Source organism: Chryseobacterium carnipullorum (assembly GCF_900142785.1).
Classification (GTDB): domain Bacteria; phylum Bacteroidota; class Bacteroidia; order Flavobacteriales; family Weeksellaceae; genus Chryseobacterium; species Chryseobacterium carnipullorum.
Genome location: NZ_FRCD01000013.1, coordinates 96,417 through 110,055, shown reverse-complemented (window position 1 = coordinate 110,055; position 13,639 = coordinate 96,417). Strand labels below are relative to the sequence as shown.

The 13,639-nt window shown below is 38.3% G+C and carries 8 protein-coding genes; 2 read left to right on the top strand and 6 right to left on the bottom strand.

Annotated features, from left to right (window positions below):
* The 3 genes from BUC06_RS15210 to BUC06_RS15200 form a co-directional block, all read right to left on the bottom strand.
* A complete protein-coding gene (locus BUC06_RS15210) occupies window positions 1–3,330 on the bottom strand; it encodes a SusC/RagA family TonB-linked outer membrane protein (RefSeq protein WP_073334870.1) in 3,330 nt (1,109 codons plus the stop codon).
* Between the two features lie 6 nt (window positions 3,331–3,336).
* Window positions 3,337–5,919, bottom strand: a complete 2,583-nt coding sequence (locus BUC06_RS15205) for a zinc-dependent metalloprotease (RefSeq protein WP_073334869.1) — start codon at window positions 5,917–5,919, stop codon at window positions 3,337–3,339.
* Between the two features lie 112 nt (window positions 5,920–6,031).
* Window positions 6,032–7,618, bottom strand: coding sequence for a histidine kinase (locus BUC06_RS15200; RefSeq protein WP_073334868.1), 1,587 nt, complete (start codon window positions 7,616–7,618; stop codon window positions 6,032–6,034).
* 926 nt (window positions 7,619–8,544) lie between these two features.
* Here BUC06_RS15200 and BUC06_RS15195 point away from each other — a divergent pair.
* Window positions 8,545–8,826, top strand: coding sequence for a DUF3817 domain-containing protein (locus BUC06_RS15195; RefSeq protein ID WP_073334867.1), 282 nt, complete (start codon window positions 8,545–8,547; stop codon window positions 8,824–8,826).
* 251 nt (window positions 8,827–9,077) lie between these two features.
* Window positions 9,078–10,463, top strand: a complete 1,386-nt coding sequence (locus BUC06_RS15190) for an MAC/perforin domain-containing protein (protein ID WP_083564093.1) — start codon at window positions 9,078–9,080, stop codon at window positions 10,461–10,463.
* A 289-nt stretch (window positions 10,464–10,752) separates the two neighbouring features.
* Here BUC06_RS15190 and BUC06_RS15185 read toward each other — a convergent pair whose 3' ends face one another.
* The 3 genes from BUC06_RS15185 to BUC06_RS15175 form a co-directional block, all read right to left on the bottom strand.
* Window positions 10,753–11,127 carry a hypothetical protein gene (locus tag BUC06_RS15185; protein ID WP_073334865.1) on the bottom strand — a complete coding sequence of 125 codons (375 nt, stop codon included), beginning with the start codon at window positions 11,125–11,127 and terminating at the stop codon, window positions 10,753–10,755.
* Window positions 11,128–11,252: 125 nt separating this feature from the next.
* Window positions 11,253–12,053 (bottom strand): hypothetical protein, encoded by an 801-nt coding sequence (locus tag BUC06_RS15180; protein WP_139263373.1) that lies wholly within the window; start codon window positions 12,051–12,053, stop codon window positions 11,253–11,255.
* Between the two features lie 480 nt (window positions 12,054–12,533).
* Window positions 12,534–13,472, bottom strand: a complete 939-nt coding sequence (locus BUC06_RS15175) for a DUF535 family protein (RefSeq protein ID WP_073334863.1) — start codon at window positions 13,470–13,472, stop codon at window positions 12,534–12,536.
* Between the last annotated feature and the right edge of the window lie 167 nt (window positions 13,473–13,639).

Genomic DNA, 13,639 nt, shown 5'->3' with positions numbered 1-13,639 from the left:
TTAAAAAGAAACATTAAATCCTACTGTAACTGATTTTGCAATGGGTTGTGCATAGATATTTCCGTAGGTTTCCGGATCAAAGTATCCTTTGTATCCGTTACTGAACACAAACAGGTTACGTCCTTCGATGCTCAGTCTCAGACTGCTGATTCCCATCGGACTGGTAAACTCTTTAGGGAGTGTATAGCCTAAACGAATGCTGCTGATTCTTACGTAGCTGATCTCTTTTGCCCACACATCCAGTAAGCTGTAGGCATTGGAACGGTTATCGGCAAACCATTTGTTCGCCATCCATCCCGGATTGCTTTCCATATCAGGACTGGTGATTCCCGGAAGTGTAGTTCCGGCCTCGTAGATATCTTTTGTGTAATTTCTTCCTCTGTCCAGATCCATTCCCCGGTAAGATGGCGACCTCATCACCGTCTGCTTGAAGTTGAAAGCGGCAGAAACAGTCAGATCAAAATTGCGTACTTTAAATGTATTGATAATTCCTCCTGTAAATTTAGGATCTCTGTCTCCTACATAGGTGAAAAGATTTCTAAGCTCCTCGTTGGATAATTTGGTATCTACAAGCTGACCCGGAAGGAAATCGGCATACACGTCATACAATTTGAAGAAATCTTCTGCTGATATTTTTTCATTTCCTTTCCAGAACATTGGATTTCCGTTTGCATCCATTCCTGCAGTTCTCAAAGCAAAAATGGCATTTACAGGAAGCCCTTCTCTTGAAGGAAGTAAGGCATTGTTACGAGGCTGTTCGCTAAGAACGTTGCTCTTGTTGTGGGCAAAGTTAATCGTCGTACTCCATTTGAAATTTTTCTTGTCAATGTTTCTGGTCGATAAAGCCAATTCAAAACCTTTATTGGTCAAACTTCCCCAGTTCATCATCGTATATTCAAAACCGGTTTCAAGCGGTGTTTCTTTCATACTGATCATGTCTGTACCTTTTCTGCTGTAGATATCCGCTGTAAAGTTGACGCGGTTTTTAAGCACTCCCAAGTCAAGTCCAAAGTTGACATTGGTTGTTTTTTCCCAACGCAGTTTATCGTTTGGAGGGCTGATCACGTTGATGATATTTTCTTTAGATCCCGGAAGAATTGTTGCATCATAGTACTCCCCGATAAAGAACGGTGACGTATTACGGTCTATATTTCCCTGAAGACCATAAGAAGCTCTAAGTCTAAGGTTAGAAATAGCCGTAAGGTTCTTCATGAAGTTTTCTTTCGTTACCAGCCACGAACCTGAAACGGCCCATATCGGCAGGTATTTGTATTTTTTATTGACCCCGAATAAATTGGTCCCGTCATATCTTACACTTCCGAAAAAAGTATATTTCTGGTCAAAAGTATAGGAAGCCGTTGCAAACATGGAAGCATACGCATTCTCAACCGGTGGCATTTCGCGGTAGGTTTCATATCTTCTGTCCGAAGCATCGTTGGAATTCGGGAAAACGATGGCTGTTGCTTTTCTTGTTGTATCGTCATAACCGAAAGCTCTGGTTAATGTCGTATTGTCTTCCGTTTTACGGATTTCTGTTCCGGCCATCAAATCAATTTCATGTCTAGAATTGATTTTTGTGCTGTACGATCCCTGCAATTTCCAGTTGTACTGAAAGAAGTCGTTATCCCAGTTTTGTTTTACGCCACCGTCAGGCAGGAAATAGCGGAATGTCCCATCTTTGTAATAACGGGTTCCTTCTCTCATTTTTCGGGTGAAGTAGGTATCCTGAGCTGCAAATTTCTCTGTTTTGTTGCTGTCATACTGCATCCCCAACTGAGAAGTAATCTTCAGATCTTTTGTTATTTTATATTCTAAATCGAATATGGCTTTTAAAGAACGGTTCTTCAGGGTATAACTTGTATTTTCCCTTTCTTCCAGGAAATTAAAAGGAATATACCGGTCAGAGAAACCATCGATATCCTGATCGTATCTATAGCTTCCGTCCGGATTGAACGGACTCAGGTAAGGATTGGCGTTTCTTGAATAATTGATAGGGTTGATGGAGGCATCAGCATCCGTTACAAATGATTCACGCTCACTTTGTGTTCCGAAAACAGAGATTCCTGCACTTAACTTATCACTTAGTTTATAATTGTTTTTTAAAGTCAGGTTATATCTTTTAAAACCCGTCCCGATGGTTGTTCCCTCTTCATCATAATATCCTAATGAGAAATAATAATCTGAACGGTCGCTTCCTCCTGAAATGCTTACTCCATATTGCTTATTGATTGCGTTTCTGTAAAGAAGTTTCCCCCAATCGGTATTGTTGCTTCTCAGCCCATCCAACTGCTGACGGGTAAACGTATTCAATGCTCCTAAACCTCCGTTTCTGTACGCATCCAGCTGTCCGTTTTTCATTAGAATTCTCATCACTTCCCCTTTATCGGCACGATAAGTAAGGTCGGCACGGCTTGCAAGCATTAACTCCAGATCTACTTTTTCAGAAGCATTCAGAAGATTAAGCTTGTTAAAATCCGGGCGGGATGTCACGAAAGTGTCGGCTGAGAAGTTGATTCTCATGGTTCCTTTTTTCCCTTTTTTAGTGGTAATAGAGATCACCCCATTGGCCGCTCTGGCTCCATAAATAGCAGTAGCCGCAGCATCTTTTAAAATGGTGATATCCTCAATATCATTAGGGTTCAAACCTGCGATAGAAAAATTCTGAAGCTGGTCTATATTATCTTTATCGCTGAAATTAGGAACATCATTTCCTTCCAACGGAAGACCGTCTACTACCCATAACGGATCCTGCGGACCTGAAAGAGAAGCGGTTCCTCTGATTCTGATTTTTGCGGGACCTCCGGGAGATCCTGTCTGAGGCGTCACCACAACCCCTGCAACCTGTCCAGAAAGCATCTGATCTACACTGGCTACCCCAGCCTGGTTGATGTTATCCATCTTCACCGTGGCAACAGCAGAAGTCTGCTTACGCTTTTCAATTTTCTGATATCCGGTAATGATGACTTCCTGGATTTTATTTTTGTCTGATACCTCAGGGATCAGTCTTACGGTATAATTGGTCTGGCCTTCACTGATCTGAATGACCCTGGACTCATAGCCCGGGTAACTTACCAGCACAGACCTGGTGTCTGCAGGAATTTCAAGGATAAATTTTCCGTTACTGTCGGTTACTGTACCTACCGATACACTTTCAATAATTCCTACCAGGTCGGTCTTTGTAGAAACAGACTGTGTTTCTATTTTTACAGATGCTCCGGAAATCATAGCGGATGTATTTCCATCTTCTATTTTTCCTGTAATGGTCTTCTTTTCCTGGGCCAATGCAATCTGAGCCGCCAAAAGAGGTAAAAGTACTAGAGTTTTTTTCATAGCTGATTATTTGTTTAAAGCCTCTTCTATCCGGATGATCAAGTCTGCATAATGAGCCCTGGAAGCTTCCTCTCCTTTGTTTTTATTTCTATTTAATACGTTCAATATTTTCTGTAGTTCTGCTCTTTTATAAGTCGTGACTTCAGATACTCTTCTCATAGATGAGTAGTTGATATTCCTCAGCGTATGGTCTTGTTCATGGAAATTACAGATCATCGGAATGTTCAGTGTATTCTCTACTTTTAAAGCTTTTACTGCTGTTTTTTCAAATAATTTATTGACGGAAACGATCAAAGCATCTACATAGTTTTTCTGCGTCATCTTTTCAAGAATCGTCAGGCTTCCTTTTTTATTGAAAACAGCGGTTCTCAACTGGTCGAACAGGTCTTCTACGGTATAAATCTGTTCTTTTGACCCTGACACCTCATGCTTTAACTGGTTTTCAATCATTCTGAGGAGCCTGTCATCCATCAGAAGGGAATAAATATTGGCATACTGCATTCCTCTTGCCAATGTGTACGGAGTCTGCTCGAAGGGTCCCATCGGGGAATTTTTCACAGAATAGGTTTTCTCCGTAATCGGGTTAAAGAATAACCATTCCGGAAGATTGACTGAATTTTTAATCAGATAATCCACCGCTCTTTTCTGGATTTCTGCAGGTACTGCTTCATAGGCTTTCTTCTTGCTGCCAAAGACGGTGTTGTCCAGATAAATTCCTCCTACATTCGCCATCACATGACCGGTGTACAGATCCCATTGCCCGATAGCGCCCATGTACAGTTTTCCTGCATCGGTATACGTTTTTCCGTCATCATACGTCCACTTCAGAAGGTTGTCTACAACGATTCTTAAGTTCTTCATTCCATATTCGCTGGCCTTCATTGCATCATCTCCCAAATCTTCAGACTGCGAACGCGGATCAATGGTTTCCAGATAGCTCTGCTGCTCCCCATAGAAGTACAATGGGTCATCTTCATGCTTTTCTATCAGATCTCTGAGCGCCTTTTTCTCTGATGCTGCATCAGGATACCAACGGTAGCCCCATTCAATAGCATGTTTGTCGTAAATACCGATCTTTGGGGTGATCGCAGTAACTCCATCTTCCGGCTGTGCTACGTAGTTGTATCTTGCATAATCCATAATGGAAGGCGCAGTTCCGCCCATTTTATCTGTAAACTCTTTTGAACGGAGCGATTCTACAGGAAAGGCAAAGGAAGATCCCATGTTATGCTTCAGTCCAAAAGTATGTCCCACTTCATGTGACGATACAAAACGGATCGCCTCGCCCATGTGCTCATCGCTGAATACATTTCCTCTGGCTTTAGGATCTATTGGTCCTGTCTGAATTCTCATCCATTCCTGAAGGGAAGTCATTACGTTATGCCACCAGATAATATCGGATTCTATGATTTCCCCGCTTCTTGGGTCTACCACTGAAGGTCCCATGGCATTTGATTTTGGGGAAGCCACGTAGGTAATCACCGAATATCTTACGTCATCAATATCAAAGTCTTTATCGTTTTCATCCGGCATTTTTGCAATCACTGCATTTTTAAAACCTGCCTTTTCAAAAGCGGCCTGCCAGTCGAAAACTCCTGCAATGATTTTCTCCCGCCACTGGATAGGCGTTGCAGGGTCTATATAGTAAATGATGGGCTTTTTGGGTTCTACCAGCTCGCCTCTTACATACTTTTCTTTATCTTCATCTTTAGGTTCCAGACGCCATCTGGTGATAAACTGTTTTTCATCCATTTTCTGCTGACGGTCGTTGAATGTCCAGTGTTTTTCACTGAAAAAACCCACTCTTGCATCTCCAATTCTCGGCTGCATCGGTACTTTGGAAAGCAATACAAGATTAGTAGTTACTCCAAGGGTTACCGGCAGGTCTACTCCACCTTCATTAACGGATGTGGTCAGTTGGGATTTTACAACCAGGTTCTGAGGAAAAGTTTTTACGCCTTCGATGTAGGAAAGGTTGGACTTTACAGATCCTCCAAGCCCTACATTAGCCAAAACATCATTAAAGCTTTTCTGATTTCCGTCAAAAATCTTATTGACTTTAATGGCTACAGAGGTAGAGTCATTGTTCTGGGCTTCGATATCAAAAACCTCGATCACAGATTCTGAAAAGTTGTCTTTTACAGATCTTGTGATGACATCGTTTTTAGGTGATGATACCTGTGGAACCAACGTTTTCACCCATACTTTTTTAGCTACTGCATCACGGTGGAAAGAAATTACCTTGTTTTCATAGTTCATTCCTTTGTTCAGCCCGGCTTCGTTCACCTGCATCGGTACCTGCGACAGTTTATTGACCACCAAAAACTGACGTCCCATTAAACTGTCGGGAATTTCAAAATAAACATCGGTCTTTACCTGGATGGTATTGAAAAGGCCTTTTTTGTAGGTTCCTTTTTTAATCAGATCATCAATTTTCTTTGCTTTTTTTGATGAACCCTCCGTTTTTTCCGATTTTTCTTTATCTGTTTTTAATGTGTCTTTTTTCTGTGCCAGTACTGCTGGTGAGGCTAATGCCAATCCTAAGTACAATGCCAGTCTGTAGTTCTTCATTACCATAGTCCGATTCATTCCAAATTATTAGATATCTCAGTTTCAGCTCGCAAAACTATACGTAAAGAAATAATATCAACAGCATTAGGGAGTGAGAGGTAGTTTTTCGGGAGTGAATGGATTTCATTTTTTATTCTAATAATGGTAAAATGCATATGAAATATTCACCATCTACGGAAATATTAACAGAATTCTTTTTAAAATAATCATAAACCTGATTCAAATAGTCAATTCCGAATTTGGCTCCCTGAACATCTTCGCCTGTTTTAGGCTGCCAGGTATTCTTCACTTTGATCTCTTCGCTTTCCACAGTGATGAGAATGTCCAGTGGATGATCTATGGTCGCGATATTGTGCTTTATAGCATTTTCTACCACCATCTGAAGAGACAGATACGGAATCCGCTTTTCCAGACTTTTGGGATGATGAACGATCAGATCAAAGGTGAGTTCTTCATCAAATCTACTTTTCAAAAGCTCCATGTACTGCTGGATAAACTTGATTTCCTGGGCTACAGGGACGATATTTTCCTGTGGAGGTACGATAAGGTATCTGTAGATCCTGGAAAGATTCATGGTGAACCGCTGTGCATTATCTTTATTGATCCCGATGAGCATATAAAGGGAATTCAACGAGTTGAAGAGGAAGTGCGGATTGATGTTATTTTTAAGCTGCTGAAGCTGGTGCAGGGCTTCTACCCTGTGCATTTTTTCATTCTCTACCAACAGCAGGTTTTTTTCGGACTGTATCTTTTCTTTTTCTTTATAAGCTATGTTGGCTGCCCTGTGAAATAAGATGAAAACGGCTACAATAAGGAACAAGGCCGCCAGAAATATATAGACGGTATACATTTTTGTATTGCTGACGCTTTCATCGATCAGGAAATTCACATGATTGACCACCGCGTAGCCATCAAAATTATCAGTTTTCAATGGTTTTACGAATCGGGTTACCTCCAGATTAAGATATTCCGAAACGCCCGTTCCTTCGGTGTAACCGGATTTTGTTGCACTGCATAAGGTATCTTTTGGTTGAACATCTGTAAAATCGAAAATATTTCTGCCTAAATATTTCTTTTCAGGATGGGAAATGCAGATGCCTTCTTTGGTAAAAACATAGGCATAATTGTTCAGGCTTTTATCGATATTGGAGAAATATTCGTGAAGGTCGTTCAGGCTTACCGCAGAACCGTAATAGAGTCTATTTTTCCTGGGCAGTACCAGTGAGTCGTAGCTTACCCAATAGGTTGTGTCTTTTCGTGTGGTCAGGAAATCTCTGAAATGTCCGGATCTGTTGTTTTCTATTTTGGTATACCTTACGTCTGCTGATTTCTTTGTCAGCACATCTGATAAAGTACTGTTGCTTATAGATTTTCCGGAAGCTGCATCATAATAGGAATACCAGCTGTAGGGCAACAGGCTTCCTTTTCTGTTCATATTGTTTAAAACGGAAGAATACTCTTTATAGTTTTTCAATCCGTCTTTCCGGATGAGGGCCCGCAGCAGGTACTGGTATTCTTCTATATTCCTGAATTCTTTTTCCAGCGTTTCGTATTTCTGAAAAAAGGTTTTCTTGGCAAAACCTTCATTGTTTTTCCGGCTGTCGCGGGTAATGAGGAAACTCAGTACCGCAAAGGCAACGACCGCAATGAAACAGGCCGATATAGCGGCTATATAAATCGATTTCTGGGCGAGTATGTGTTTAAAATTAGTATTCATTTCTTTCCTTCTTCTTCATTATATTCAATGATCAAACGATTAAAATCTGATGATCAGATTCTTCTTATGCGTCCAATGGATGCACTTTTTGTGGGGTGTGATTTTATGAGGTGTATTTTTACAGGTTCTTTGTCTTGAAATCAAAGATTCGACGTAGTCAAACAAAAGGCCCAAAGTTCAAGGCTGGGATCTTCCGTTACCAGAATACTTTTTTAATGCAAAGTTTGATTCTGATCCTGCTTATTGTAAAGGCTGCAAAGAGGGAGTCAATTGCATTGATTCTTTTAAACGGGTGTTTTTTCCTTACGTTTTGTCAACGGCTCTACCGACTCCTTTGTTCTCCTTCACATATAAAGCATTTTTATAAACATTTGCATTAAAACAAATTTTACAAAGTGCTTCAAAAAACAAGATTTCCCTGATCTCCGGATTCTGGTAGTTCCTGCCTAATGTGATTTACAAAAAGTTACATCCTGTACCGGTGACTTTTTTCCATGAAAAAATTCCATTAGCCTTCTAATGGAATGAGTTTTTTTTTGCGGAGATTTGGAGAATTACTGCCGAGCACTTAATGCCCCTTTTACCTTTTGCAATACCATTAAAAATAAGTTGCAAATATACCATTAAATATTGAAAGCGTCTTGCAGTAATCGTTGCTAAAATCAAATAAAACTGCTTCACAAGTCACCAGAACCGATTATCAGTACCTTTTCCTTCAACTTCCCGGCTTACCTCCCCGCGGAGACAGCCATTAAAAATGCGTCATCTCAATGCTCTTGGATACTATTGTAAAATTACGATCAAATCATTTTTCTTACTATAAATAACCAATATCATCCCCGCAGGAGAATTCCACTGTTGTCCATTCCAATGGAATAAGTTATTATTGTCTGAGAAAATAATCTTTTGACCGCATAATTATTCAGATGATCAATATATACCGTAAAACAGCTTTAATTGAAGGTTTTTCCTATCTGATTCTCCTCTTCATTGCCATGCCTTTAAAATACTTTTTTAATATTCCGGAAGGAGTAAAATATTTTGGATGGATCCATGGGGTTTTGTTTCTTGTATTTATGGTAGCCCTCGTGGCAGCCGCAATACAATACAGGTGGAGTTTTAAAAGAATTATGCTGTATCTGATAGCGTCTGTCCTTCCATTTGTCCCATTGATCCTGGATAAAGGTCTCAAAAAAGAGTATTCTTAAAAAAACTATTGTACTTCCTCCTATTATCACCTTTTATCAGTCACAATTATTGGTCATCAAATTGAGTAGCCGTTTTCAGACACTGAACACGCTCGTGGTTTTCGTGGCCCTTATTTTAGAATTTAAAAGTTTAAACAGGTTCAGTAATTTAACTAAATATTAAATTCACTAAATAATGACATATATCATTACGTGATTATTTTTTCACTGTCTATTGAATATTATATTTGCCGGAAACTTTTAATAATATTATGAAAAAACAAATTTTATTTTGCGTCAGTAGTTTACTGATGCTTTTCATGAGTTCTTGTTCTACTGAAGAGCTGAATACTGACGTAACGCCCGGCAGTCCAGAAGCAAAAGCCGATCGTTTGTCGGCTGCCAAATTTGCAGGAGACGGAATTTATGATGTCTTAGGGCATGGTTATAATGTTACCGGTGAATATGCCAATGCTACTGCAGCGGGTTTTAAAGTGATCGATATTGATCGTTTTAAAACAGAACAGGCGAACAGGTTAGTGAGCGAAAATACATTCTCACAGGAATATGTTGAAGAATATGGTGAAAATGCGGAGTCGTATTCTAAAATGGTTTCTACCAAAGTAAATGTTACTGCCGGTATCCCATTGTTTAAGAAAACACTTTCAGTAGGATTCAATTCAGCAGTGACTACAAACAATAAGTTTGATGCAAAATACATCTACGGAAGTTATAACCTGACGATCAAACAGAAAAGATTACGATTCAATGCAACCACAGATATGTTGGGAGATTATCTGACTCCTGAATTTGTTCAGGATCTGCAGACAAAAACTCCACAACAGATTGTACAGGACTACGGAACTCACGTGGCACTCGATATCTATACAGGTGCTAAACTGGATGTTCTGTTCCAGGCAGAAACAAGAAGCCAAAGCCGTGATCGTGCTGCAAGAATCGGGGTGAAAGTAGGGATGAAAGATATTTTTGATGTAGATGTTACCAATGATGTGAATACTGCTGAATCATCCATGAACTATTCTAAAAAATTAGCCTATAAAACCAGAGGAGGAGATCCTTCAAAAGGATTGGTAGGAGACCTGAACCTTGATCAGACCAATCCTAAAATTAATATTTCCAACTGGCAGAACAGCTCTAATGCAAGCAATTCAGTTTTGGTAGATTTTGGAAACAACGGATTGGTGATTATTTACGATCTGGTGAAAGATGCAGCTAAAAAAGCTCAGCTTAAAGCGTATGTAGATCAATATCTTATCGACAATAAAGTTTATCTTGAATTTAATACTATTTCAATTTACAGATATTACAACGGATTAGATCATTACTATACAAAAACTCCGGGAAGCTATAGCGGATATTATTTTGAAGGGATAGAGTTCAATGCATTCTTATATAAAGCTCCAAACACTGTTCCTATTTACAGATATTACAACGGGAAAGATCACTACTATACAAGAACTCCGGGGTATTACCAGGGGTATGTAGAAGAGGGAATTGAGTTTAACGCATTTGCAACCCAGCAGCCTAATACTGTTCCTATTTACAGATATTATAACGGGAAAGATCATTATTATTCAAGATCAAGTGTAAAACCATCTGGTTATGTATTTGAAGGAATTGAATTCTATGCCTATTAATTAAATATATTGATATTTTACAAGCAGACCGTCTCATCTTTGGGACGGTTTTTTTGATGCTGTGACGAAGAGAATTTATTAACTTTTTTCCAGCATAATTCAATAATCTTTAAATATTAGTCATTTCGAATTAAAGTAACTGTGGGTCAATTCCAAAAGCCAGATTTAACTTTCGATACAGAAACAGAAACACCAGAACTAAATTTTTGCCAAACTGTTCCGTCAAAATAATAATAGAAAAACCCAGTCTAAATTAGACTCGGTTTTTCTATTATTTGAGGTGCTTTCCTTAGATTTTTTTATAAGTTAAAGAAATGTTGTTTCCGTTGTTTATGAAAGAAATTATTCTTTTATTTTCATCGAAATAATCAACATTAAATTTTGTTATATTTTTTCCAACTGTTATACTCAAAATCTGGACATTATTTTCTTTTGTTAATTCCCATTTTCCTTTATTCCTTTTTTTTCCGATTGTTGCTTCAAAGCTTGAATTTTGCATGAAATCCTGAAACACCGTATCACTCCCAAAAATTGATTTTATATCCTTAGGCTGGCTGTTAATCTGAGTTTCTACCAGTTGCCATTTGCCAATTAATTCTTTTGAAGTTTGAGCTTTAAATATGCCGGCTAAAGAAAGGCATACAATTAAAATGTACTTTCTCATTTTTTGATTTTTTTATGTTTGTATTTAATATTTTTTTACTGTCAGATCAGGAATTTGATTTTAAAATCGATTGGTCTGATTAAGAAATCTGCTGTTGAAAGAAAATTATCTGTCTATACCAGGTGCTAATCTCCAATTCTAAAAATCAGCAAGTGAGTAGATTGCCCCCTCAGAGTCATCCCGTCTCCCCAACAGTTTCCGGACTGTCCTCTCCCCAATTCCACCCGCCAGGCTCTGTTCCCCGTAAACACTGTTGTATAGGTAATACTACCACCATGATTAGAACTTGCTCCTTCGATGTGGCTAGCTGTACTGTGTACTCTTGTAACGCCAGCCCCAATTCCCTCAGGAAAATCAACATAATACGAACTTATGTTACAGCCTGTTGCATTATGTATTGCTTCATACACTAATGTAATCTGATATGTACCCGGAGGAAACGCAACGGTAGAATTAGATGCATTATAAGTAAGGCCAGGTATGGCATTTTTAATTTGTGCAAGATTGAATACTCTTGTAGCTTGGCCTGCAGTCTGTGCAGTTAAAAAGCTTGGAATATCGGCAGTGACACGAAAATAGGCAGGCATAGGAGTTGAAATATCAGGACTCATTTTTTGCCAGATACTGCCATCAAAATAATAATAACCTACTGCTGTGATGTTAGCTCTCGTAGAAACAGTATCTCCCCCACTGATGTCTGTAATATAGATCATAGTACCTTTTTCACTTCCGGTATATAATGCATTTCCTTTATTGGTAAGCTCTTGTCTGGTAAGTCTGGGTACGGTAATGCCATCTTTTTTAGATAAATCAGATGGACTTGCAGCGACATCAAGTGTGGTTGTCGGGGAAGCTGTATTGATACCGGCTTGCGAAAAGAAAAGAATCGGTATAAAACAAATTAGTAAAAAAATGGATTTTTTCATCATATAAGTTTTATGGTTTTTCGAAAGAGAATATATGTAAGGTTTAATCTGTGATTATTTAAAATCAAATTGTATAAACTCATCAATACTTAAACAGATAGATTTTAAATTGTTTTTCTCATTCTTTGTAAAGTAATAAAGAATTACTATTTTTTCGAGTACAAATTTATGGGGAAATGGAGTGATAAAGCTTAAATAAAATACATCATAGATACATCATATACGAATAAATCAGTTTGGTAACAAAACGACGTGAGGCTCTCATTGCCTTTGCTTCTAATTAGATTCGTCGAAATATCTTGTAGGTTTCTCTAGCCATCCGAGGACTTCCATATCTGCTGCCGTTTGCATCTTAAACTCTAAACTATAATTTTTCTGATCTTTTTCATACTCTTAAAGATAAAGAGTATAAGAACCGTGTCCGAACAAAGGTTGCTACTTCAATCACTATTTGTGACAAATTGATATGCAGTACTTTTTCTACCGAGAGAGAAATTCTTCTATATCTAATAAAATCAAATTGACTAATTCATATCTTTTTTTGTAATAAGCACGTTTATGAGATTTTATATTATTAATGTCTTTACGCACAGTTTTTACAGGTAGTCTGTACCACCCGTCTTCCTGATAATCTCCTCCAAGTTCATTCCAGAAACCATCGTAAGAAAATGCAATAGTATGCAACCGTGGAAGATGAATAAAGTGCTTTCTTTTCTGAGCCTGTATTCCGTCTCCTATTCCATAAATCTCCTTTATATCTAAATCATTAATTAATTTCTGAAGCAATTCAAATAATAGAGCTTTTGGCCGTATACCATACATCAGTTTTTGAGCTTTTTTTGTAACATAAGTTCCTTCTGTCTGAGGCCTTCCCTGTAAACAGCCAATCCAACAAACCCAATGGTCTGGAGATTGTTCTTCAAAAGAAAATGCAATGGAAGAAATCACACCGTGCAATTCCCCGCAAAATAATGACATAACAATCTCACCTTCTTTTCTGTAACGATCATCATACCCTATAATAACCCTCGCTTCTGTTCCATCTTTTAGCAAAAATTTTGAAATGACTATTTCCTGTGAAATTAAGTTTCTTTTCCCTTTTTTTGAAAGAAGAAAGGTATAGGTATCAATAATAACTTTCATTTTCTGTTCTTTAGTCCAAGTAATTGACATATATGCTTTAAAGGGTTTTAGGAATAGCCTCGGTCTAAAGAATAAGATTTCAGAAAATTCAGAAGAATTAATTTTATTAAACCACTTTTTAGCAAAGAAAGGATTGAACATCGCCAGGAAAAAACTTTTATACTGCTGTTTTATTCTGTATTTTTTCTTTTCGTCAGAAAATGCAAATTTTGCAAGTTTCCATCCTTTTATACCAGAGGTTAATAAAGGAAAATTGGAGAACATACTTTTTTTCATTTATATTTTTATTTATACTGATCCATCAATAGCATCTTGAGACTGATCCGGCATAGACAAAGTAAAGCACCTACAGAGATCCGTTTTTCACAAAACTCACCACCACCGTCAACATTTTCACTAACTTGTTTCTCCACATAGTCCCGGTTAGGTACTCGGGATCTGAT

What these genes read in the sequence shown, in the direction of transcription:
- BUC06_RS15210 (WP_073334870.1), bottom strand. Translation starts at nt 3,330, where the DNA reads ATGAAAAAAACTCTAGTACTTTTACCTCTTTTGGCGGCTCAGATTGCA.
- BUC06_RS15205 (WP_073334869.1), bottom strand. Translation starts at nt 5,919, where the DNA reads ATGAATCGGACTATGGTAATGAAGAACTACAGACTGGCATTGTACTTA.
- BUC06_RS15200 (WP_073334868.1), bottom strand. Translation starts at nt 7,618, where the DNA reads ATGAATACTAATTTTAAACACATACTCGCCCAGAAATCGATTTATATA.
- BUC06_RS15195 (WP_073334867.1), top strand. Translation starts at nt 8,545, where the DNA reads ATGATCAATATATACCGTAAAACAGCTTTAATTGAAGGTTTTTCCTAT.
- BUC06_RS15190 (WP_083564093.1), top strand. Translation starts at nt 9,078, where the DNA reads ATGAAAAAACAAATTTTATTTTGCGTCAGTAGTTTACTGATGCTTTTC.
- BUC06_RS15185 (WP_073334865.1), bottom strand. Translation starts at nt 11,127, where the DNA reads ATGAGAAAGTACATTTTAATTGTATGCCTTTCTTTAGCCGGCATATTT.
- BUC06_RS15180 (WP_139263373.1), bottom strand. Translation starts at nt 12,053, where the DNA reads ATGAAAAAATCCATTTTTTTACTAATTTGTTTTATACCGATTCTTTTC.
- BUC06_RS15175 (WP_073334863.1), bottom strand. Translation starts at nt 13,472, where the DNA reads ATGAAAAAAAGTATGTTCTCCAATTTTCCTTTATTAACCTCTGGTATA.